General features: G+C 68.4%; 20 protein-coding genes and 3 pseudogenes. 11 read left to right on the forward strand and 12 right to left on the reverse strand.

Annotated elements, in window-relative coordinates:
• Positions 1 to 29: 29 nt before the first annotated feature.
• Together RVR_RS16250 and RVR_RS39150 are read right to left on the reverse strand one after the other, a co-directional pair.
• A complete protein-coding gene (locus tag RVR_RS16250) occupies positions 30 to 1742 on the reverse strand; it encodes a LacI family DNA-binding transcriptional regulator (protein ID WP_202234545.1) in 1713 nt (570 codons plus the stop codon).
• Complete coding sequence (locus RVR_RS39150; RefSeq protein WP_430393138.1) at positions 1651 to 2097, reverse strand: helix-turn-helix domain-containing protein; 447 nt, start codon at positions 2095 to 2097, stop codon at positions 1651 to 1653. The genes RVR_RS16250 and RVR_RS39150 overlap by 92 nt, the downstream gene beginning before the upstream one ends.
• 380 nt (positions 2098 to 2477) lie before the next feature.
• Between RVR_RS39150 and RVR_RS16260 the strand changes: the two genes are divergently transcribed.
• The 5 genes and pseudogenes from RVR_RS16260 to RVR_RS16280 all read left to right on the forward strand — a co-directional run bounded on the left by RVR_RS16260 (position 2478) and on the right by RVR_RS16280 (position 7560).
• Entirely contained in the window at positions 2478 to 2852 is a 375-nt protein-coding gene (locus RVR_RS16260; protein ID WP_202234546.1) for a hypothetical protein, read from the forward strand.
• 276 nt (positions 2853 to 3128) lie between these two features.
• Entirely contained in the window at positions 3129 to 4046 is a 918-nt protein-coding gene (locus RVR_RS16265; protein ID WP_202234547.1) for a hypothetical protein, read from the forward strand.
• A gap of 137 nt (positions 4047 to 4183) precedes the next feature.
• On the forward strand, positions 4184 to 5041 hold the full coding sequence (locus tag RVR_RS16270; RefSeq protein ID WP_202234548.1) for a DUF2637 domain-containing protein: 858 nt from the start codon (positions 4184 to 4186) through the stop codon (positions 5039 to 5041).
• A gap of 276 nt (positions 5042 to 5317) precedes the next feature.
• Complete coding sequence (gene mobC / locus RVR_RS16275; protein ID WP_237404780.1) at positions 5318 to 5854, forward strand: plasmid mobilization relaxosome protein MobC; 537 nt, start codon at positions 5318 to 5320, stop codon at positions 5852 to 5854.
• Positions 5855 to 7560: pseudogene (locus RVR_RS16280) on the forward strand (relaxase/mobilization nuclease domain-containing protein).
• Here the strand turns inward: RVR_RS16280 and RVR_RS16285 are convergent.
• From RVR_RS16285 to RVR_RS16315, 7 genes are all read right to left on the reverse strand, one after another.
• Positions 7535 to 7795 (reverse strand): helix-turn-helix domain-containing protein, encoded by a 261-nt coding sequence (locus RVR_RS16285; protein ID WP_237404781.1) that lies wholly within the window; start codon positions 7793 to 7795, stop codon positions 7535 to 7537. The pseudogene RVR_RS16280 and the gene RVR_RS16285 overlap by 26 nt on opposite strands.
• Positions 7796 to 7857: 62 nt before the next feature.
• The gene (locus RVR_RS16290) at positions 7858 to 8034 is read right to left on the reverse strand and encodes a hypothetical protein (protein ID WP_202234550.1); all 177 of its coding nucleotides are present in this window, start codon (positions 8032 to 8034) and stop codon (positions 7858 to 7860) included.
• Entirely contained in the window at positions 8031 to 8609 is a 579-nt protein-coding gene (locus tag RVR_RS16295) for a DUF6907 domain-containing protein (RefSeq protein WP_202234551.1), read from the reverse strand. Before RVR_RS16295 ends, RVR_RS16290 begins: the two co-directional genes overlap by 4 nt.
• 35 nt (positions 8610 to 8644) lie before the next feature.
• On the reverse strand, positions 8645 to 9526 hold the full coding sequence (locus RVR_RS16300; protein ID WP_202234552.1) for a helix-turn-helix domain-containing protein: 882 nt from the start codon (positions 9524 to 9526) through the stop codon (positions 8645 to 8647).
• Positions 9523 to 10038 carry a DUF6907 domain-containing protein gene (locus tag RVR_RS16305; RefSeq protein WP_202234553.1) on the reverse strand — a complete coding sequence of 172 codons (516 nt, stop codon included), beginning with the start codon at positions 10036 to 10038 and terminating at the stop codon, positions 9523 to 9525. The genes RVR_RS16300 and RVR_RS16305 overlap by 4 nt, the downstream gene beginning before the upstream one ends.
• On the reverse strand, positions 10035 to 10541 hold the full coding sequence (locus RVR_RS16310; protein WP_202234554.1) for a hypothetical protein: 507 nt from the start codon (positions 10539 to 10541) through the stop codon (positions 10035 to 10037). Before RVR_RS16310 ends, RVR_RS16305 begins: the two co-directional genes overlap by 4 nt.
• Positions 10542 to 10788: 247 nt before the next feature.
• Positions 10789 to 11148 carry an ATP-binding protein gene (locus RVR_RS16315; RefSeq protein WP_237404782.1) on the reverse strand — a complete coding sequence of 120 codons (360 nt, stop codon included), beginning with the start codon at positions 11146 to 11148 and terminating at the stop codon, positions 10789 to 10791.
• 237 nt (positions 11149 to 11385) lie between these two features.
• Between RVR_RS16315 and RVR_RS16320 the strand changes: the two genes are divergently transcribed.
• From RVR_RS16320 to RVR_RS16340, 6 genes and pseudogenes are all read left to right on the forward strand, one after another.
• On the forward strand, positions 11386 to 12651 hold the full coding sequence (locus tag RVR_RS16320; RefSeq protein ID WP_202234556.1) for a helix-turn-helix domain-containing protein: 1266 nt from the start codon (positions 11386 to 11388) through the stop codon (positions 12649 to 12651).
• A gap of 28 nt (positions 12652 to 12679) precedes the next feature.
• Entirely contained in the window at positions 12680 to 13156 is a 477-nt protein-coding gene (locus tag RVR_RS16325) for a hypothetical protein (protein WP_202234557.1), read from the forward strand.
• A gap of 15 nt (positions 13157 to 13171) precedes the next feature.
• Positions 13172 to 13936, forward strand: coding sequence for a creatininase family protein (locus tag RVR_RS16330; RefSeq protein WP_202234558.1), 765 nt, complete (start codon positions 13172 to 13174; stop codon positions 13934 to 13936).
• 86 nt (positions 13937 to 14022) lie between these two features.
• A pseudogene (locus RVR_RS37610) lies at positions 14023 to 14115 on the forward strand (LLM class flavin-dependent oxidoreductase); the annotation flags it as partial.
• 6 nt (positions 14116 to 14121) lie between these two features.
• A pseudogene (locus RVR_RS37615) lies at positions 14122 to 14241 on the forward strand (NUDIX domain-containing protein); the annotation flags it as partial.
• Positions 14242 to 14334: 93 nt separating this feature from the next.
• The gene (locus RVR_RS16340) at positions 14335 to 14484 is read left to right on the forward strand and encodes a hypothetical protein (protein ID WP_202234560.1); all 150 of its coding nucleotides are present in this window, start codon (positions 14335 to 14337) and stop codon (positions 14482 to 14484) included.
• A 130-nt stretch (positions 14485 to 14614) separates the two neighbouring features.
• Here RVR_RS16340 and RVR_RS16345 read toward each other — a convergent pair whose 3' ends face one another.
• From RVR_RS16345 to RVR_RS16355, 3 genes are all read right to left on the reverse strand, one after another.
• A complete protein-coding gene (locus tag RVR_RS16345; protein WP_202234561.1) occupies positions 14615 to 18190 on the reverse strand; it encodes a DEAD/DEAH box helicase family protein in 3576 nt (1191 codons plus the stop codon).
• A 186-nt stretch (positions 18191 to 18376) separates the two neighbouring features.
• Positions 18377 to 19576 (reverse strand): restriction endonuclease subunit S, encoded by a 1200-nt coding sequence (locus RVR_RS16350; RefSeq protein WP_202234562.1) that lies wholly within the window; start codon positions 19574 to 19576, stop codon positions 18377 to 18379.
• Complete coding sequence (locus tag RVR_RS16355) at positions 19573 to 21093, reverse strand: type I restriction-modification system subunit M (RefSeq protein ID WP_202234563.1); 1521 nt, start codon at positions 21091 to 21093, stop codon at positions 19573 to 19575. The genes RVR_RS16350 and RVR_RS16355 overlap by 4 nt, the downstream gene beginning before the upstream one ends.
• Positions 21094 to 21116: the final 23 nt, after the last annotated feature.

Below are 21116 nucleotides of genomic sequence, written 5' to 3' on the forward strand. Positions count from 1 at the left end.
GCCTAAAGCGCAGGTCAGGGCCCCGTGGATCAGCCCTGATTTCGCCGCCGTCCTAATTCGGGACGAAGAGGCCGTGGGTTCAAATCCCGCCACCCCGACTGGTGAACACGCAGGTGAGGGGCGGTCTTCCGATCAGGAAGACCGCCCCTCACGGCGTTCCGAGGGGGTCTTGGGAGAAAATTGGGAGAAGATCTTGGTCGGGGGCTCTCTTCTTCCACCTTCTGGCCTGGTCTTTCCCCCGATCTCAGGAGCGCGTCGAGCGCCCCGACCGGGGAGCCGGGATTCATTGCGCGGCGCATGTCGAGTGCCTCCTCCCACTGCTCGGTGAGCGCGTCCATGAGGCGGTCGCGCATGCGCGGGGTGACGTGGGAGTAGCGGGCCTGGACGGAACCGTCCTCGTGCCCGAGACGTTCGTCCATGAGCTTGGGCGGGGTGCCGGCCTCTTCCATGATCGTCCGGTGGGTGTGCCGGAGGCCGTGGGGCGTCAGGCCCGGGGCGATCGGCACCCAGCAGGCCTGGGCGCGCTGGGCGGCGCCACGTCCCCGGGCCGGGATGCCGGGCCAGGGTTCGGCGAGCAGGGGGACGGGGTGGGCGTCGTAGGGGGCCCGGGTCGGGTACGAGCCGGTGGTCGCCGGATAGAAGAGCCAGGAGGCGAAGCCGCTGCGCCGCCAGTGGGCCGCGAGTTCCCCTGAACTGGCGTTGCGGACGTAACCGAGCTCGGCGATGGCAGCCTCCACCCGCGCCCGCCTATCCTCCGAAACGCTGTCGGGCCGGTTGAGGACGTTGGAGACGGTCCCGGCCGAGACCCCGGCCTTGCGGGCGACGTCCACGAGCTTCGCGCCGGGGCGGCGGGCGGCTCCGTTGGCGGCGCTGTAGCCGTTGAAGGCGTAGCGCAGTCCGTGGCAACGGCAGGGCTCCGGCCGCTTGGCGGCGACGTGCCGCGAGAGCAGCCCCGTCAGGAAGTCCGGGGTGTCGATGGTCCGGTAGGAGTCGTCCTTGGGCGGGCACCGGTGGAACTCGCCGCCGTCCAGCTCGTAGAGCTGCCACTCGACACGGAGTGAGCCGGGCCTGATGAACTGCGTCTCCAGGCCCATGAGTTCGCCCCACCGGACACCGGTGTAGCCCTTGGTGACGACAGCGACGAACTCGTCGTCCCGCCCGGTCAGCAGCGCGGCGCGCTCGGCGATGAGCAGGATGCCGAGCGCGTCCGTGATCACCTTCTCCGGCCCGCGGTTGCGCGAACGCCCGGCGCGCTTGCCGCGTCCCCTGCGCCTGGCGGCGGGGTTCGTCTCGCGCAGCCCGTCGTCCACGGCGTCGCCGAGGATCAGGTGCAGGGTGCTGCGCCAGGTCTTGAGGGTGGCAGGCGCGTATCCTCGCCCTCGCTCCTGGCGTTCCCACTGCTCGACGTGGTGCCGGTTGATCTCGCCGACCTCCAGGTCGTTGAAGTACGGGAGCAGGTGCTCCTCGATGTGCCGCCGGTAGTTCTGCATGGTGGAGAGGGCCAGGTCCTGGGCCGCGTACCAGCGGTTGGCGTACTCCCCGAAGGTGATCCGCGCCGCCGCCGGGTCATGCCACCGCCCACCACGTACCTTCGCCTCCTCCTCGTTGGCGGCCTGCTCGGCAGCCCGCTTGGTGCGGAAGCGCAGCAACTCACCGTTGGCGTCGGCGAGGGTGCGGTACTTGCCGGGCGCGATCTTGTAGCGGGCCCGCCAGTAGTCGCCGCGCTTCTCGCCGTATCCCATGTCTGGCTCCTTCTGGGGTGGTGGTCGTAGGTCCTGCGGGCGCCCGCCGTCGGCGCGGCGGGCGGGCGTTGAGCCGTGGCTCGGCGTCGACAGGCGCGGCGCGGGCCGGCCGGTGCGCCGACCGGGCGGAGGGCAAGGCGCCGGCGTCGGGCGGGGAGAGCGGCCGTTCCTCGAAGATGCGGATGATCTCCGCGAGGTGGTCGGCGGTGAAGCGGTAGCTGCCGCCGAGCCGGGTGAACGGAATCCGGCGCCGCCGGGCCTGCTCCTTGACCCACCACTCCGAGCAGCCGAGGACGTCGGCGATCTGGGCGGGCCGGTAGAGGACGGGCAGGTTGACGGGATCGGGAGGAGGCATGGTGGGGTCCTCGTGAGGGCGTGCGGATGCGTGCCGTGGGCCCCGGCGACCGGACGCGTGGGCGCGGCGCGGTCGGACCGGGTGATTACTCAGGCTGACGAAGTGTCAGTGCATCGCTCTACGAGACCGGTTGAGGGCCCAGCGGCGCGCGACTGGCGAATGCATGAGCCCTCCTCTCTCGGCTGGTCGGTCGCGGAGGTCAGGTGGCGGAGGTGCTGTTGTACCTCGTCGTCGCGGCCCTGCGGAAGCGTATTCATGTACGACTTCGCCCTGGTCGGGCGACTGCGCCGGGACGTTAGCACGGAATCGCGGACGCATCCTGGCGGACCATGACGAGAAGTCGGTTGAGCGCCAGGACCCCGGCTCGGCATACTCGCGCGATGACCGACGATGCGCCTTCCGAGGCAGCCGAGGGCTGGTGGGACGAGCCCTGGTACCGGGTCCGCACGGATCGCTTCGTGGCGTCCTTCCTGCCGAGTGCGGGCGAGGATCTGGACGCGGTGTGCAACGTCGACACCGAGGTCCGCCTGACGGACGGCTCACGCTGGAGCGCCACCGTGTTCACCGTCGCCGAGGTGCAGCGTCTCATGGAGAGGTGGGCTCAGACCGGCGAGGAGACAGGCGGCCGCTACTTCTGGTGCCCGGACGGGCTGATCGTCCGCGAGGCCGACATCGCCAACATGACCGAGGCGATCAGCGGCGTACTCGACGAAGGCGACTTCGAGCAGATCCTCCAGCGACTGGAGGATGAGTGAGCGCAGCCGAGGCTCATCCGGGAAAAGGGTGTACCGTCCGCTCCCACCGCCGGGCTCAGCTCGGACCGCTGACAGAGGGAGGACGCCGTGCGTACGCACCACGCCCGCGCCGACTTCCCCGTCCTCGGGAGGACCGTTCCGCCTGATCGCAAGTCGCCCAAGAGCAGTCGATCTTGGGCGAACCGCGTGGTACGTTCTGTCACCGACGAACTTAATAGGGTGACCCCGGCAGCGCGCCAACGCTCCGGGGTCCGGCACAAGGAGCCAGAACTCCCGATGCAGATTCATCGTAGCCGCCATGCGCGCGGCTTCACGGTCCTGCCCAACGCGGTGTTGCAGGACCGGCGGCTGTCCTACACCGCCCGCGGCCTGCTGGCCGACCTCCTCTCCCGCCCCGACGGCTGGCGCGAGGACGGCCGCCACATGGCCGACACCAGTCCGCAAGGCCGCCTCGCCGTGGCGAAGGCCCTGCGGGAGCTGACCGCCGCCGGGTACTACCGGGTCGAGCGGGTTCGGCGCCCGGACGGCACTTTCGTCAGCGAAAGTCACGTGTACGACACCCCGCACACCGCGTACGCGACCGCCCAGGTGGTGCCGGGTGCCGTACTCCCGGGCTCCGGTCGACCGGCCGACGGCGCGCGTGGCGCCCACCCCGTAAAGGACCGTGGGAAAGAACCCACCCTCCCCGCCCGGCGGATGGCCCAGGGCGGGCGGCGGGAGACCACGCCCGCACCCCTGAGCCCGGCACTCGCCGAGGCGGCAGCAGTGCTCCACACGGTGACCTCGGCGGAGCCCCGCCTGCGCCTCGGCGCGGCAGAGGCGATGACGCTCGCACCTCTCGTGGCACCCTGGCTGGAGCGTGGCCTGGGTCCGCGCGATCTCGGCTTCGCCCTGCTGGGCGGCCTGCCCGAACGGATCCACAGCGCGTCAGCCCTCCTGCGCGACCGCCTGACCCGCAAGCTGCCCCCGGCCGTCGAACCGGCCGCCGTATCGTCGCGGCCCCGCCGGTACGAGTGCACGGCGTGTGCGCGCCCGACGCCGTACGAGGGCGTCTGCCGCACCTGCGCAGGCGCGGACGCCGCACCGCCCGACGCCGTCGACGAGCGTGCCCGTACCGCCGTCCGAGGCCGCGCCTTGGTCCGCGCCGCCCTCAGCGACCGCCACCCGCGCCCGCTGGCCGGCGCGAGAGCCTGACCTCGTCTTTCGCGGCTGACGCCGCTCCGCGCCCGTCCCCGTCCTGACGCGCGCCCCTCCCCCGACCCACCGGGTGATGCCGCCTGCCCGCGCTGACGCGCGCGCCGCGCCGCCCACCGCCACGCCTGGAGCTCCGCATGCCCACGTCCACCCCGTCCCAGCCCGAGCGCCCCGCGCCGATACCAGACCAGCCCCGCCACCGTTCGCTCCCCTTCGACCGCCTCGTGATCCTCCTGCTCGGCGCCTGCGGATGCGTGCTGTCCTTCGACTCGCTGCGCCAAATCGCCCTGGCCACCCACGTCCGCCCAGACCTGAGCTACCTCTTCCCCGTCGTGATCGACGGCTTCATCGCGTACGGCGTCCGCGCGATCCTGCTTCTCCGCGACGCTCCGCGAAGCGCCCGCCTGTACGCCTGGACCCTCTTCGGCGCCGCCACCGCCGCCAGCCTGTGGGCCAACTCCCTGCACTCGGTACGGCTCAACTCCCCCGGCACCCACGTCCTGGTCCTGGGCAACCACACCGTCGCCGTCCTCTCGACGATCGCCCCGATGGCACTCGGCGGCGCCACCCACCTCCACATCCTGGTCACCCGCCACGGCCGCACGCAGCGGCCGGAATCGGCGACAGCCGGAACGCCGAGCGTGGCGCCGCCCATGCCGGACGGGCTTCCGGCCGCCGAACGGACCACGTCTCGCCCAGCCGTACCTCCGGCGGCCCCGGCCGCCGAAACCTCCGGCCGGAAAGCGCCCACGAGCCGTACGGGGCCGGGCCGTTCAGGTGCGCGGACCAGCACCGGCCGCCCCGGCCGCCGAGCCGACGCTTCCATCGACGAGCTGGCCGCCGTCATCGCCAGCGCCCACCCGGATTCCGGCCAGGTGAGCCGGGCCGCCGCCCGCGAAGCGATCCAGGCCGCGGGGTTGTCCGCCGGCAACGACCGCATCGCCCAGGCTCTCGCCCAGCTCGCCCAGGACCAGTCTCCGTCCGACGAGGGCTGAGCCGACGAGGCGGCGGGGGGTGCCCGTAGGCCCGGCGCAACCAGCCCGCAGAGCACTCCCGCCGCCGACCGTGCCAACGCCCCGGAGCCGCCCACAGCCACGGAGTCCGCCATGCCGACCCCTGCCAGCAGCCACAGCCCAGCCTCCTCCGCACAGCCCGTACCCACAGCTGCGTCGACGTCCGTCGACCACGGCGACAGGCCGCCGTCCGGCGGAGCAAGGTATGGCGCTGGACCGTCCAACGGCCGGTCCCGCGCAGGCTCCTCCGCCCCGGGGGTGGCGGAGGAGGAGCTCCGGCGCCAGGGGGCACCGGAGGGAGGAGCCGCAGGCGCGTCCGCCGTCGAGACGCCCACCGAACCGCCGAGCCTGACGCGCGCCTCCGCCGAAGCCGCCGTCCACCGCGTCGCCCGCCGTCGCCGCCGCGAACACACCCAGCGCACGTACCGCGTCGACGTCCGCTACAGCGCAGCCGAACACCACGCCATCAAGACCAAGGCGAAAACGATGGGAATCGCCGGCGCCCACCTCGTCGGCGCCGTCGTCATGGCGTTCGTCGAAGGAGCCCAACTCCTCCCCGGCCACCGCACGGCCACCGACGACCTCATCGACGAACTGGTCGCCCTGCGCACCCAGGTCGCCAAAATCGGCGGCAACGTCAACCAGATCGCCCACCGCCTCAACTCCGGCGGCACCCCACACCCCAGCGACCTCCCCCTCCTCGCCCAGACCCAACGCACCCTCGACACCGCCCGCGCCGCCGTCTCCGCCATCGAAACGGCCGCCCACCAGACGACCCGCCGGAAAGCCGCCTGAATGATCGCGAAGATCACCCGAGGCAAGACCATCCGCCGCCTACTCGGCTACCTCTACGACACCGTCCGCTCCCAGGACCACACCGACCCCCACCTCGTCGCCTCCTGGGACGGCTTCGCCCCCGACCCCGGCCGCGACACCAACCCCCAAGCCGCCATGCGCCAACTCACCCAATCCCTCGAACTCCGCCTCAACCAAGCCCGCCACAACGACGACCGCAACATCCCCGACCGGCCCGTCTGGCAGTGCTCGATCCGCGCCGCCCCCGAAGACCCGAACCTCACCGACGACCAGTGGGCCGCCATCGCCCGCCGCATCGTCCACGCCACCGGCATCGCCCCCAACGGAGACCCCGACGGCTGCCGCTGGGTCGCCGTCCGCCACGCCCCCGACCACATCCACATCGCCGCCACCACCCTCCGCGGCGACCTCCGCACCGCCCGCCACTGGAACGACTACCTCCGCGCCGACAGAGAACTCGAAGCCGTCGAACACGACTACCACCTCCGCACCGTCATCCGCGGCGACCGCACCGCCGCCAAACGCCCCACCCGCGCCGAAACGGAGAAGGCCCACCGCGCCGGCCGGCCCCGCACCCCACGCGAGCAACTCCGCACGATCGCGCGGACCGTCGTCGCCGTGTCCACCAGCCCCGAGGAATACCTCCACCTCCTGGCCGACAGCGGCGTCCGCATCGAGGTGCTCCGCTACCCGTCCGGGGACGTTCGCGGCTACAAAGCCGCCCTCGACGGCGACACCAACGCCGCGGGCGAACCCGTCTGGTTCTCCGGCTCCACCCTCGCCCCCGACCTGTCCTACCCCCAGATACGCGACCGCCTCACCACGACCGAACCCCCAGCACTTGTTGGCCCTGGCATCCGCCGCACCGACCCGTGGCACCAGGCCACCGCCGCCATCGAACGCATCCCCCACCACCTGGACGGAACCGACGACGCAGCGTCCCAAGCCCACATCGCCGCCTTCGCCGAAGCCCTCGACGCCCTCCCCCTCACCGCACCGGTGAACCTGCGGCCCCAACTCCGGCAAGCCGCCCTCGCCTTCGAACGCGCCAGCCGCTCCCGCATCCAAGCCGACCACCAGCACGCCCGCGCCCTACGAACAGCCATCCGCGCCATCGCCCGGCAGCCCACCACCAGCGACAGCACCGGCCTCGCGATGTTCCTCGACGCCGCGATCCTCGCCGTCATCGCCATCCAGCGCTGGCACTCCACCCGCCACCACAACCAGCAAGTCACCGCCGCCCACCAGGCCCCCGCACATCTGCAAGCCGCCTACGACCACGCCGCCGCGACACCCCTGACCACCCTCACCCACCGCACCCCCGCGCAGCCGATCGCCGACCGCCACGCCCACCGCATACGCCAAGCCATCCCCACCCACGCCGACCAGATCCTGGCCGACCCGGCCTGGCCACCACCCTCACCGACGCCGAAACCGCCGGCCACGACCCCACTCGGCTCCTCCAACTGGCCGCCGACGAACGCGCCCTCACCGACGCGCGCTCACCCGCCCACGTCCTGATCTGGCGTCTCCAGCGCTTGGCCCAACGTCCAGCGCCGAGCCCGCGGGCCCGAGCCGCGATGGCCCGCACCACCCTCACCGCCCACCGAACCCCGCCCACACCCAGCACGACACCAACCTCCACCGGCACGAGCGACGTCAACCACCAGAACCGGCGTCGTTGAGCCCGCGCTTGCGTTCCAGGACCACCAGGGGGCAGTTCAATGCCGCAGCGATCTTGACCAGGTTGGTGGGTGTGGCGTTGCGCCAGCCCGACTCGATGTCTCCCATGAGCTGCTCGGAGATCCCCACCCGCCCGGCCAGGGCCCGCTTGGTCAGCCCTGCCTTCTCGCGGGCCCACGTGACGGCCTCCGGTTCTTGGCACAGCCTTCTGGGCCGAGCCCGAGCACGTGACGGCATTCCTGCTCCCCCGGTGATCGATCGCGGACCCACGCGCAGCCGGTCTGCCGTGCGGAACAGGATCACGGCGTGGGCTGGCTGGCGATGGCCAGGCCGAGGACGAGGCCGCAGGCGAGGGCCAGGAGCGCGATGAGCGCGATGAGCGCGATGAGCGCGATGAGCGCGATGAGCGCGATGAGCGCGATGAGCGCGATGCCGGTCCAACCGGCGACGATGGCGGTCTTCCAGTGGCGGATCACGGCGGCTCGGCCTTGCTCGGGCTGCTCGCGGGGGCCGCGGGATGACGGGCGGCCCAGTCCTCGCGGGCGGTGATCAGGTCGGGGAGAACGGTGCTCTCGAAGTAGTCGGCCTGGGTGCGGATCTGGGTGGCGAAACGCGCCAGGTCGGCGGGGGTCAGGCCCTCGAAGTCCCACGCGTCGACGATCGTCAGCGAGGCGGTGGGCACTCGTTCGTGCGGCTGCTGGGCGTAGGGGTGGCAGGCGATCTGGGCGGCGAACATCATGCTGGTCGACTCGCGGACGCGGGTGCCGTTGATGTCGGTGTCGAGGGTGGCGGGCGGGAGGACCGGGTCGACGGGCAGCATCGTGTAGTGGGCGTAGCCGCGCAGGTAGTCGATGGCCTGGGCGAGCGTCATGCCGGTGTCGCTGGGGTTGTCCATGGACCAGTCGGGCTGCGTGCCGGTCAGGGTGATGCCCTCAACCGTGGTGACCGTCCAGGTGCACGGCGCGTGTTCCGCCGGTGGCGGCGTCATGGTCGAGTCCGGTTCGGGGGGCCGTGTCGTGGTGGGGTTGGTGAGCAGGGTCGTGGGGCTCATGGGCGGCGGCTCCTGGGCGCGGTGGCGTTGGTTGGTCAGCGGGTGGTGTTGCGGAGGGTGTGGAGGTGTTCGATGGTCTGGGCGGGGGTGAGGGCGAGGTCGCGCACCTGGTCGTACTGCTGGCTGAGCTCCTCGATGTCGTCGGGGTCGTCGGTGATGTGGTCGGTGAGGGTGCCGTGCACGTACGCGAGGGTGGTGCCGACGCGGAAGGACAGCAGCTGAAGCGAGCCGCGCAGGTCGTAGGGGCCGGCATGCAGGGGGAGGAGTTGGAGGGTGATCGCGGGCTCGTGGGCCGTGGCGATGAGGTGGTCGAGTTGGCCGTCCCAGGTCGCCTTGTTGCGGGCGCCGCGGTGGAGGACCAGTTCGTCGAGGACGGCCCGGTAGCGGACCGGATGAGGCACGGTCCCGGTGAGGCGGGCCTGCCGTTCGCGGAGCACGTTGACCTGGGCGGCCAGCACCTCCGGTGACTGCGGGTGGGTGGTGGCGAGGTGCTCTTCGGCGTACGCGGGCGTCTGGAGCAGAGCAGGGACGGTGGTCAGGGCGTATGCGCGGATGCTGGTCGCGGCCGCCTCCAGGGCGGTGAGTCCCCCGGCCGCGCGTTTGGCTTCGCGCTTGGCCAGCAGCCACAGCCCGGCGAGCAGGTCCCCGGTGCCGTAGAAGCGGTCCAAGGTCTCGGCGACGAGCATGTTGCCCAGCCGCCCACCAGTCTCCAGGCGGTGGAGATAGGACTGCTCGTAGTGACACCGGTCGGCCAACTCGACCAAGGACAGACCGGCCTTCGCACGCAGGAACGCGAGATGGTGGGCATACAAGGCGCGAGCGCTCACCTGCCCGGAGGCGATCGCGACCCGGAAGGCAGCGAGCCGATCAGCGCTGGTCGTCACGGAGTCCACGACGGGCGTGGCGTCGGTGCTCACGGGCGCGCTCCCGCACTGTGGTGGGCGGTCCATTCGGCGCGGACGGTGTTGAGCTGGGGAATGACGACACCGTCAAGCCGATCGGCCACCGCGCGCAGGCCCACGACCAGGCCCGCCACTCCCGCCGGGTCGAGGTCGGTCATCCAGTACTCACCGGCGACCCGCACCGTGACGACCGGGACAGCCAGTTCGGGAGCCGGGGCGTAGGGCGTGCAGGTGATGCTGGAGGACATGACCTCCAACTCCTCGGGCTCGTCCGTCACGTTGCCGGGCGAGTACGCCTGCAGGACCTGCCCCGGGAACTCGGTGTAGTGACAGACGTCGGCCAGCCGCGCGGCCAACTTCTCCGGCTGCACGTCCGCCTCGCTGGGGTCCTCGGTGGCCCAAGGAGGCAGGTATCCGGTGACCTTCTCGCCGGTGGTCGTAGTGATCGCCCACCGCCGGGCCGGGCGGGCAGCGTCGTCGGGCTCGGTGGCGGGTAAGGCGGCGGGCGAAGGGACTGCGGGCTTCATCGTGCGGGGTTCCTGTTCGTGGTGGGGCGGTGGAATCGGGTGGCGGCGTCGAGCACGCGTCCGTCGAGCGGCCGGTCCTGCTGCGCGAGGAGCGGAGCGAATGCCGCGAGGAGGGCGGGCGGCAGGGCCGGGTCGGCCAACTCCCAGCTGTGGACGCCGGGGTGCCCGACGAACTCGCTGCACGCCTCGTCACCGTCGGCGGTGGTGACGGGGCAGTCGGGAAGCAGGAGGGCGAGGCAAGGCTCGATGCCGTCGCGCCAGGCCGCCCAGACGGCACCGGCGTCCGGACCCCGCAGGTTCAGCACCACGCCGTGATGCACCGGCCCACGATGGGCCTGGAGCGTGCAGACCAGCAGCGTCGCCGCGTCCTCCGCCACGTACACCAGCCCGTCCCACGCCGGTTCGATGGCGTTGGCCATGCCCAGGGCCACGGTGACGAGGTGGACCGGCACCACGGTCCGGCAACCGCAGATGAACCGCTGGGCGCGGGTAAACACGTTCATCAATTCCTCCCCTCTCAGGGGATCGTCGATATGCGCTGAACAAGTGGCCTGCTCCTGCTCCGACCAGCAGCGAGTCCGCCGTGAGTCCGTGCGGAGAGGGCCAGATCAGCGCGAGCGGCAAGGGGCGTCATCGAGAGCTGTCGGCCACAGAGAAGGTCACGTGCAAGACCTCCCATCAACGTCGGCACGAGCGCGTGACGATTCCGTTCCGGCAGCTCGCGAGCACCGTGTCCGGGGCGTGGATCGTTCAGTCGCCGCCGCCGAGGACGGCCCACACGCTTTTGCCGGAGGGCAGTTGGGTGACGCCCCAGCACTGCGCCAGGACGTCCACGACAGCCAGGCCACGGCCGTGCTCGTCGTCCGGCACCGAAACCCGAGGTACGGGAAGGACGCGCGAGCGGTCCACGACGCCGATCCGCACCGTTCCGGGGCCCGGGCGAACGACCGTGACGCGTACCGGCTGACCACCCGCGTGCTCCACAGCGTTGGAGACCAGTTCGGTGACGACGATCTCGGCGTCGTCCGCGAGTGGCTCAAGTCCCCACGCGCACAGGGCGATACGTACCAGCCGCCGAGCGGTACCGGCACTGCCGACAACAGAAGGCAACTGTGCGGAGTAGCCAGGGTGTCCTCGGGGGCGTGCGACGGTTCTCACGGTCATCACCGGGCCTCGTTGGGTAGCGGGCTGCCTTGTGGCCGCCCTTCCGTAAGGTGACTTGACTTAACCGCGGGTCACCGTTGCAGTACCAGGAGTCATCCGGCAGGCGCATACCGCTATGCATGCGCTGCATAGAAGTGGAGGATCAGAGCGAATGGCGAGGTACCAACAGATGCGGGAGCGCCGGTGAACTGGACAGCTGCGGCAGTTCGGGAAGCCTCCAACAGCGGCAACTACGGGCAGGTGGTGAAGCTCGCCAGGATCGATGCCCGGCTCTCCCAAGCACAGTTGGGCGACGCATGCGGTCTGAGCCAGTCGGCCGTCTCCAGACTGGAGGGCCGCGGCGTCGCCACCTACGACATGAGCCTCTTGGCAAGGGCGGCCACCCACCTCAAGATCCCTATGCGGATGGTCGGCCTCGCCGACCAATCGGCGGTCGCTGCCGCCCAGGTGGGAACAGACGTGGAACGACGCAGTTTCGTGAAGGGCGCGGCGGCCGTGGCGGTCGCGCCGGTGCTCTCCCCGGCCCTCGCGGCTCAGCCCGCCCAGGCCGGAGACGCCCAGACCGCTCCTCTGCGCCTGGCTACCACCGCATTTCGGCGGCTCGACGGTTCGACGCCTTCCCGCCAGTTGCAAGAGGCGGTCCTCGCCCACTTGCGGCTCGCTCAGACGATCGCCGGCGAAGCGGAGGACCGGGCGGTCAAACTGCGCTTGGCCGCCGTCGGGAGCGAGGCCGCAAGCCTGGCCGGTTGGCTGGCATGGGACATGGGCGACTACGGCTCGGCCCGTACCTGGTACGGCAACGCCGTCAAAGCAGCCCGGTCCTCGGACGACCGCCTTCTGACCGCCTACCAGATGGGCAGCCTCGCGCAGTTCGAGGCGAACACCGGCAACGTCGTGCAAAGCCTCAACCTCCTCCACCAGGCCCGTCGACAACTGCCCGGTGACCGCCCCTTGGCCATCGCCGATGCCTGGCTACTGTCGGCCGAAGCCCTCGCCCACGCGGTGGCCGGCGACGCGCGGTCGAGCGACCGCGCTCTGACGCAGGCGGCCCGCGCCGCCGAACTCGTCGCCCACGAGGACCCCGCACCCTGGCCGTGGCTCTTCACGTTCAACGGTGCCAAGGTCGCAGCAGCCCGCATCTCCTGCGGGGCCCGCCTCGGTCTCCCACAGTGGGTGCAAGCCGCCCAGGACGAAGCAGGGGAAGCGCTCTCCTCCGGTCACGCGAAGCAGCGCGCGCTCCTTCAACTCGACCTCGCACAAGCACGTTTGGCATCCGGGCGGGTCGATGGCGCATTCGCCCTCGCAACCCGGGCGTTGGAGACAGGCGTGCGCTACCGTTCCGGTCGGATCGTGGAGAGGGCGCGAGCTGTACGCCGCTCCCACACGTCGTCCACCCCGCCGAAGGTCGTCAGGGATTTCGACGAACGACTCCACGGCGTCTACCTCTGATCAGCGACGAACGTAAGGGCAGGTCAACGTGCGATTGGGCATCACCGGCCACCGCGGGCTGCCGGACCATGCGGCGCGGCTCGTCCGGGCCGCACTCACCACGGTGATCGAGCAGTACCCGCCGACCGACCTGATCGGGGTCAGCTGCATCGCCGACGGCCCCGACGCATGGTTCGCGGAAGCGGTACTCGACCACGGCGGGCAGATCGAAGTCGTCATCCCGGCCGAGGAATACCGCGAGAACCTCCCCGAGTCCCATCACGCCACCTACGACGCGCTTCTCCGGCGAGCCTGCGAAGTCCACGTCACCGGGCTCAAGGAGTCCACCTCCGAAGCCCACCAGGCCGGCAGCGAAATCCTCGTCGGCGTCGTCGACCTGCTCCTGGCCGTCTGGGACGGCCAGCCCGCCCGCGGCTACGGGGGCACCGCCGACGTCGTCGCCTACGCGAAACGCACCGGCGTGCCCTACTCCGTCATCTGGCCCGAGGGCGCCACCCGGGACTGACGCCAACCGAACGCGATGCGGGCAGCAGCTGAGTCGTACGCGAGGAGAACCGTGAACCTGCTCCCCACCCTGACCACCACCGACGTCCAGCAGCAGGCACCGCAGGTCGCCGTCCTCCCCGTCGGCTCGTACGAACAGCACGGCTCCCACCTGCCGCTCGTCACGGACACCGCCATCGCCTGCATCCTCGTCCGGGAGATCGCCGCCGCGTACCCCGTCCTGCCGCTCCCACCGGTCACCATCGCGTGCAGCCACGAACACGGCACCTGGCCCGGCACCGTCAGCATCAGCGCCCGCACCCTCCACGCCGTGATCACCGACATCGCCCAATCCCTCGAAGCATCCGGCATCCGCAAACTCGTCGTGGTCAACGGCCACGGCGGCAACTACGTGCTCTCCAACGTCGTCCAGGAAGCCAACCTCACCGAACCCCGTATGACCCTCTTCCCCACCGCGGCCGAATGGACCCGCGCCCGCGAACACGCGGGCCTTGCCACCAACTCCCACGACGACATGCACGCCGGCGAGATAGAGACCTCGATCCTCCTGCACGCCGAACCCGACCTCGTCCGCCCCGGCTACGAAACCGCCGACCACGCCGCCCCCGAGCGCCCCTTCCTCCTCACCCACGGCATGCGCGCCTACACCGACACCGGCGTCATCGGCTTCCCCTCCCACGCCACATCAGCCAAGGGCAAAGCCGTCCTGACCAGCCTCACCCACGACTTCGAAACCCACCTCCACGCCCTCAACGAAACAGGGCCGACCACCAACGCGTAGGAGGTCTACCGGCATCAAGCCCGCCACGCAGCGCGAAGGACAGCTGGACAGGTGCTGGCGGCCATAAGCTCCCGGACATGAGTCCGCGCCTGAGCACCGTGATCCTGCCGATCTACCGTTGGGCCGAGGGTCGAAAGGTATGGCAGGGAGCCGAGGAACTCGGCTCCCACACCGCCTACAAACCCGGCTGGGAGATCCCCGGCGGCTACCTCCACCCCGGGGAGACCCCGAGCGAAGGTGCCGCCCGCGAGCTCAAGGAGCTGGGCCTCACCACCCCCATCGGCCGCCTCCACGTCGCCGATTAGGAACCCCACCCGAGCGAGGGCGACAAGCTCCTCTTCGTCTTCGACGGCGGCCTTATCACCGACGCGGACCGCGCCCGGATCACCCCGGACGGCGTGGAGATCGGTGAGTACGCCTTCCACGAAGAGAATCAGCTCGACGCCGTCCTGATCCCTCGCCTTGCTCGTCGGATTCACGCAGCATTCGCGGCGAAAGCAAACCGAAAGACCGTCTACCTGGAGCACGGCAGCATGAGCGGATCATGACGTTCGCCGGTCTGCAATCGAGCGAGCGCAAGCCATCCCCCAGTCCGAGTGCCACGATCATCGAAACTCGGCAGCAGGACACGTTCTAATCGACGTTCAGGCGCCGTTCTTGATCGCCGCGGCGCCGAGCCTATGCCGCGAGGGTGATGGGCTTGGCCGTCTGCTCCAGTTCCTTGAAGATGACCTTGAGCCGTTCGAGTTCGTCACCCGTGAACAGGTCGTCCGGCCCCCCGGGGGCGAGGTCGGCAAACGAGTCCTCGTAGAGATCTCCCAGGCTGAGGATTCCGCGCCTGACAACCGCGTCGATAACCAGTGTCAGGAAGTCGAATTGGCGGGAGCTGAGCTCCTTGCCCGCGCAGAATGCCTCGAATGCCTTCTGCGCGGCCTGCCGATCCAACCCGCACAGCCCGCGCACGAAGAGACCAAGCCCTCCGGATGAGCGCACCTCGTCCAGGTCTTCGGGTGAGGCGACAGCCTCCGCGAGGAAGACCTCCTCCAGACTTGCAAGATCGAGCTCGGTGATCTGCTCGTTGAGACGCAGTTTGCGCACCACCGGCTGATCTTCATGGCGAAGGAGATAGGCCCGCGCCTTCTGCTTGAAGCGCTGCTCGTCCGTGCCTTGGGGCATGCCCTCGATCTCCGCCTCACTGATGTCGCCGAACTCGTCGACGAAGTCGGTGTAGACGATGTTTCGCTTGACAGCGGGGTCGGTGAGCCGAGCGAGCTGGCGCAAACGACGCCGCATATCCTCCAGCATCGGGAGCGTCACGTCGTTCCACCACTCCTCTCCGGACACCGCTTCCAGAAGTTCCGCTTGCTCGCGGACCACGGGGATGTTGGTCTTGGTCAGCAGGTTGGAGGCGATGTCCTGGATCTTCGTGCGCAGCTTGGCGAACTCATTGCCGCCTTCCAGCGCGGCGAGCTGGAGACCATACGCCATCAGGTCGAACCGCCTGGCCTCCTCGCCCGTCTCTTCATCGGGACGGAACTCGCTGGGGAGACCGAGCAGGTGGTCACGGATCTCGGTGTCCGCGGCGTCGTCCACCCGGTGCCAGCTGCCGAACTCGCCGAAGGTCTCGATCTCCCTACGGTGCGGGCGCACCAGGAAGTTGTCCAGGTTCATACCGGTGACAGTCCGATGCAGCCGGTGGGCGAGCGCCCAGCGGATCTCGGCCTCAGTACTGATCGCATCGGGGCCAGCATCGCGTGCAGGATCGGGCTGCTGCCGCTTGTCCAGGACCCGCACCAGGTCAAGCTGGCGCCGTAGGAGCTGTTCGGTGAGGGTGACGGCTCTGCGTCCCTCTGACCGGTCGAGTTGGCTGTTGAAGAAGTCGATGTTGCCGCAGAAGTCGAAGACGTAGAAGTTCTGCTTGTTGTGCGCGGGGTTGGTGGAATCGGGACCATAGAGGGCCGGACGCAGGCGGGTGCCGCGACCGATCATCTGCCAGAACTTGGTCCTGGAGAAGACCGGCTTGGCGAAGACCAGATTCACCACCTCGGGCACGTCGATACCGGTGTCGAGCATGTCGACGGAGATGGCGATGTCGGGAGCGTTCGGCGGGTTCTTCGGGTTGGAGAAGGCGTCAATGAGGGACTGTGCGTAGGTCTCTTTGTACGTGATCACACGCGCTGTATGGCCGGCACCCTTCGGATAATTGGCGTTGTAGCGGGCCTCGATGTAGCGGGCGTGTTCGTTGTTCTTGGCGAAGATGATCGTCTTGCCGAGCCGGTCACCGCCCTCGACGCGGTGACCACGCGTCATGAGCGTCTCCAGCATCTTGTCCACGGTGTTGTCGTTGAAGAGGTACTTGTTCATCTCGTCACGGCTCACCGCGTCCGGGATGTCACCGTCCTCGGTCCACTCCATGGCGTCCCACTCGGCCTTCTCCTCGTCCGAGAGGTCGGCGTAACGAATGCCGTGCTCCATGAACTTCAGCGGTACCTTGACCGCCTTGGGCAGGACGAGATAGTGCTCGGCGGCCGCTTCCTGGAGGTCGTACGAGTCGGTCGGGACCCCGTCCTCCATGGCGAACAGCTTGTACGTGTTGTGGTCGATCTCGTTCTTGGGCGTGGCGGTCAGGCCGAGCAGCAGCGAGTCGAAGTAGCGGAACAGCTCGCCGTACTTCGCGTACACGGAGCGGTGTGCCTCGTCGATCACGATCAGGTCGAAGTGGCCGGGACCGAAGCGGCGACGGCCCGCGCCGTCGATGACATCGATCTGCTTCATCATCGTCTGGTACGTGGAGAGGTAGACACGGGCCGCCGCACCCCTGTCGTCGAGGAGGCTGGCCACCGGGGTGTTCGGCAGGTTCTCCTTGAACGCCTTCATCGCTTGGGTGACCAATGCCTGCCGGTCGGCGAGGAACAGCACCCGCTGCGCCCACCCCGCCTTCATCAACTGGTCCACGAGGGCCACGGTGGTACGGGTCTTGCCAGTGCCAGTCGCCATGACGAGCAGCGCCTGCCGCCCCCGGTCCCGCTCGAAGGTCTCGCCCACACGCTTGATCGCACGAAGCTGGTAGGGACGGCCGGCGATCTTCTCGTTCACCGGTGTGGTCGTCAGGGAGAGGCGCCCGGCACGCTGCCGGATGTGCCAATGCAGCTCGTCCCTCGTGAAGAAACCCTGCACCTGGCGGGGCGGGTAGCCAAGGCCGTCGTCCCAGAGATAGGTCTCGTATCCGTTGGTGTAGAAGATCACCGGGCGGCGGTTGAACTGGCTTTCCAGCGCGTCCGCGTACAGCTTTGCCTGCTGCTGCCCGTCCCGGGCGTCACGCCGGGTCCGCTTGGCCTCGATCACGGCGAGAGGCTTGCCATCGTCGCCCCAAAGTACGTAGTCGACGAAGCCCTTGCCGCTCTTGGTGGGCATACCGGAGGCGATCGGGTACTCCGTGTCCTTTCCGGGAGTGAGGAGGTCCCAGCCCGCTTCTTTGAGGAGCAGGTCTATGAACGCGTCGCGGGTCGCCTTCTCGTCGTAGTCGTGAGTGTCCTGCACAGCCTGGTTGGCGGCCTTCGCGGCGGCGATCTGTGCCTTGAGCTCTTCGAGTTGCCGGGCCAGGTCCGCGTTCTGGGCGCGTTCAGCCGCAAGTTGCTCGGCTTGCTGCTTAAAGCGCGCCTCGTCCTCTGCCTCTTTGGCCTTGAGCTCGGCCTGCCTTAGGGCGCGCGCCTGAGGGGAGAGGGGACGCGGTACAACGCTGGTGTCGAATTCCAGGCCGGCGGGGGGCAGTGCGGCGGGCCGGAGTGCATAGGTCCGGGCGAACCAGTAGAGGGAGTGGAACAGCTCCCTGACACTTGCCTCAGCGATGGACTTCGGGACCGGGGCGGCCTTGTGCACGGCATTGTTCCCATGCCGGCGGATGAGGTCCATCTTGGCGTTGACCCTCGGCCCCACGAGCTGCCGAAAGGTCGGCTCGTGGAGCATCGCCGCGAGGTCCTTCTTGTAGGGCTGGCTGAGGCTGCTGTCCTTGTCATACATCCAGCGGGCCGCGATCTCGATGGCGCGGCGGGCGTAGAAGCAGGCGGCTCGGGGATCGTGATGGATCAGCCGCTCGGCGCGGGTCGCTTCATCGTAGAGGGCGGGCCATTCGGCATAGAGGAAGGCGAAGTTGCCACCTGCGGCACGGCCGATGCTACCGGCGGCGGCGCGGTCGCGGGCGGCCCTGTCCTGCTGGGTCCGTCCCTGGCCGTCGCAGTTCTGCAAGTCACCCATGCCGGTGCCCCTCCCCTGTTACGCAGCTCAATCGTACGGGTCCGGGGAGCCCCGGACCCGTACGAGGTCGACAGATCTTGTCCGTCTCCTACGGCAGAGCCGCCCCTGGACCCGGGCTCCCCTGCTCGACCGCAGGGGCGGCGTGTGGTGCGGTCGGCGCTATGCACCGGGTACACCGGAGGCGGCTTACGCCGCGCCGCCGGTCGCCTCATGATCCCAGAGGGCGCCGGAGAAGGCACGGTGTTGCAGGGAGGTGAAGAGTTCGTCGAGGGTGGCGAGGTGGGTCAGGTGACACTGTTTGACCTCCTGCAAACGGTTCAGCCGGCTCAAGAACGCGTGCTGCCGGCCCAAATCCGGCACTGCAATCGGGCTTTCCTTCACAGCGCCCGTACTAATGGTATTGAGTCCAGAAGTCGTGTTCGCCGACCTCAGCAAGTGACGTCTACCCACCGCAGAATTCAGATACATCTCCACATATTCGGGAACGAGATACTGACGATCCACTCGAATCCGGATCAAGTGGTTCTGGTGCGTACAGACATCAATTGAACCGTCCCATAGCGCAACACGTCCAACTTCGGAAGGATTTCCGTGCCCTTCCACAACTAGCAGATCGCCAGCCGCAAGGCGAGTGCGCTCGATTTCTTGCGGACTCGCCTGCAGCGTTTTGATCACATCCAGTTTCAAATAGCCCCTGTAAACATTCGCTACGCGAAGGTAGGGCACCTCCTGAGGCTTGGAAGTCCGGGCGCTTGAAAGCTGGAGTCCTCCCTGCACTTGAGCGAAGTCGGCCAACCTTGCCGACTTCGGCAGATCGCCGAACGTGTCGAGGAAGATGGACTGGGCGAGGTCGTCGAGGAGGTCGATAGCCTCGTGGCGCTTGATACGGAGGGCGTCCACCTGGTCGAAGAAGGCGGCGATGCGCTTCTGCTCCGCAAGTGGGGGCAACGGGACCATAAGGCGTCGCAAGTAGGATTCTGGAACCCGCCTCTGACCGCCACTGCCAGTCATCCGAAGCTCACCCTCGACACGGATCCAATGCTGTCGAAGAAATCTCAGCAAGTATCGTGCGTCCGCGTCTTGCTTAGGCCGAATAACATGGAATTCCGTAGAACCTGCACCGATTTCGTGCTCAAGCCGCGCCTGCGCGATCTTGCCATTTTGGAAACATGGCGTGATTTTCGCGACAAGAATATCTCCGGTGCAGAAAGGCGTGTAACCGGTACGCACTTCACCGTACCGCCGCGTCACACCAGGAGCCGTAGTTCCGAGCTCAGAAACATCCGCCATACCCAGAAATGACACCTCGGTTTCAGGATCGATGGGTTTTTTATGCGACGGATTAATCTCAGCAATATCACCCAACGGCAGGGATGCGAAACTCATGCGAACATCCCTTTCAGCTCCGCCGTGCCCTTAGCGATTTCTTCGTTGAGTTGCTCCAAATCAGCCAGGACCTCCACCGGGGTCCGCGTCACGATCTCCTGGTAAACGATTTCCTTGTATCGGTTCAGGGAGAGGTCGTAGCCCTGGGCCGCGATATCCGCCTTGGGTACGCAGAAACTCTGCTCGGTCCGTGCCCGGCCTCGCTCCGCGCCATCCCGTTCCTGCCAGCGGGCCAGGATGTCGGGGAGGTTATTCCTCAAGAGTTCGTCGGCCGTCAGCGGGTCGCCCTGCGGGCGGACTCCTAGGCGCTCCTCGGGAAGCAACGGGTTCCGCTTGTCATCTAGACTCAGACCGTCCGCTTGCATGTCGTAGAACCAGACATGGTCCGTGCCACCCGAGTCCGTCTTCGTGAAGAACAGGATCGCCGTCGATACACCCGCGTACGGCTTGAACACTCCGCTCGGTAGCTTGACTACCGCTTGGAGCTGCTGCTCCTCCACCAGGATGCGGCGCAGTTCCTTGTGTGCCTTCGTCGAACCGAACAGCACCCCATCGGGGACAATGACGGCCGCCCGGCCACCGGGCTTAAGGAGCCGCAAGAAAAGGGCCAGGAACAGCAGTTCCGTCTTCTTCGTTTTGACGATGCGCTGGAGGTCCACCGCCGTGGACTCGTAGTCCAGGCTCCCCGCGAAAGGTGGGTTCGCGAGGATCAGGGAGTAGCGTTCGGCCTCGTCGGCCGCGCTCTCCGCAAGCGAGTCACGGTGCCGGATGTCCGGGTTCTCCACGCCGTGGAGCAACATGTTCATGGAGCCGATGCGGAGCATCGTGTTGTCGAAGTCGAAGCCGTGGAACGTCTTCTCGTTGAAGCGCTTGCGCTGCTCGGCACCCAGCAGCGACTCGCGGTGTACCCGCTGCATGTACGACGCCGCCTGCACCAGGAAGCCAGCCGTGCCGCACGCCGGGTCGCAGATCTCGTCGCGAGGTCCAGGCTGGGTCATCTCGACCATCAGGTCGATGATGTGCCGCGGCGTGCGGAACTGACCGTTCTGGCCTGACGTGGCGATCTTAGCGAGCAGGTACTCGTAGATGTCGCCCTTAGTGTCGCTGGTGTCCATGGAGATGCCGTCGAGGAGGTCGACGACCTTCGCCAGCAGGTTCGGCCCGGGAATCGTGAACCGGGCGTCCTTCATGTGGTGGGAGTATGTCGATTCGTCCCCGCCCATGCGGCGCAAGTACGGGAAGGCGCCATCGGCGACGACCCCGTACATGATCTCGGGATCCTTGACCTTGAAGTTCTGCCAGCGTAGATCCTGCTGGTCGTCCGTGAAGAAGGGGTCCGGGTCAGGCTTGCCCGTTGCTGTCGCCTTGCGGTCCTTACGGGTCTGGATCTCGTCCAGCCGCTTGATGAAAAGCAGATAGGTGATCTGCTCCATCACCTCCAGTGGGTTGGAGATACCGCCGGACCAGAACGCGTCCCAGACGCGCCCCACCTTGCTCTTCAGTTCGCCCGTAATCACACCGTGGATCCTACGACCACCAA

Origin of the sequence: Streptomyces sp. SN-593 (genome assembly GCF_016756395.1) — a bacterium.
In the GTDB taxonomy this organism is placed as follows: domain Bacteria; phylum Actinomycetota; class Actinomycetes; order Streptomycetales; family Streptomycetaceae; genus Actinacidiphila; species Actinacidiphila reveromycinica.

Coding starts and splice junctions, on each gene's coding strand:
- RVR_RS16250 (WP_202234545.1), bottom strand. CDS start 1,742: ATGGGATACGGCGAGAAGCGCGGCGACTACTGGCGGGCCCGCTACAAG.
- RVR_RS39150 (WP_430393138.1), bottom strand. CDS start 2,097: ATGCCTCCTCCCGATCCCGTCAACCTGCCCGTCCTCTACCGGCCCGCC.
- RVR_RS16260 (WP_202234546.1), top strand. CDS start 2,478: ATGACCGACGATGCGCCTTCCGAGGCAGCCGAGGGCTGGTGGGACGAG.
- RVR_RS16265 (WP_202234547.1), top strand. CDS start 3,129: ATGCAGATTCATCGTAGCCGCCATGCGCGCGGCTTCACGGTCCTGCCC.
- RVR_RS16270 (WP_202234548.1), top strand. CDS start 4,184: ATGCCCACGTCCACCCCGTCCCAGCCCGAGCGCCCCGCGCCGATACCA.
- RVR_RS16285 (WP_237404781.1), bottom strand. CDS start 7,795: ATGCCGTCACGTGCTCGGGCTCGGCCCAGAAGGCTGTGCCAAGAACCG.
- RVR_RS16295 (WP_202234551.1), bottom strand. CDS start 8,609: ATGAGCCCCACGACCCTGCTCACCAACCCCACCACGACACGGCCCCCC.
- RVR_RS16305 (WP_202234553.1), bottom strand. CDS start 10,038: ATGAAGCCCGCAGTCCCTTCGCCCGCCGCCTTACCCGCCACCGAGCCC.
- RVR_RS16310 (WP_202234554.1), bottom strand. CDS start 10,541: ATGAACGTGTTTACCCGCGCCCAGCGGTTCATCTGCGGTTGCCGGACC.
- RVR_RS16330 (WP_202234558.1), top strand. CDS start 13,172: ATGCGGGCAGCAGCTGAGTCGTACGCGAGGAGAACCGTGAACCTGCTC.
- RVR_RS16345 (WP_202234561.1), bottom strand. CDS start 18,190: ATGGGTGACTTGCAGAACTGCGACGGCCAGGGACGGACCCAGCAGGAC.
- RVR_RS16350 (WP_202234562.1), bottom strand. CDS start 19,576: ATGAGTTTCGCATCCCTGCCGTTGGGTGATATTGCTGAGATTAATCCG.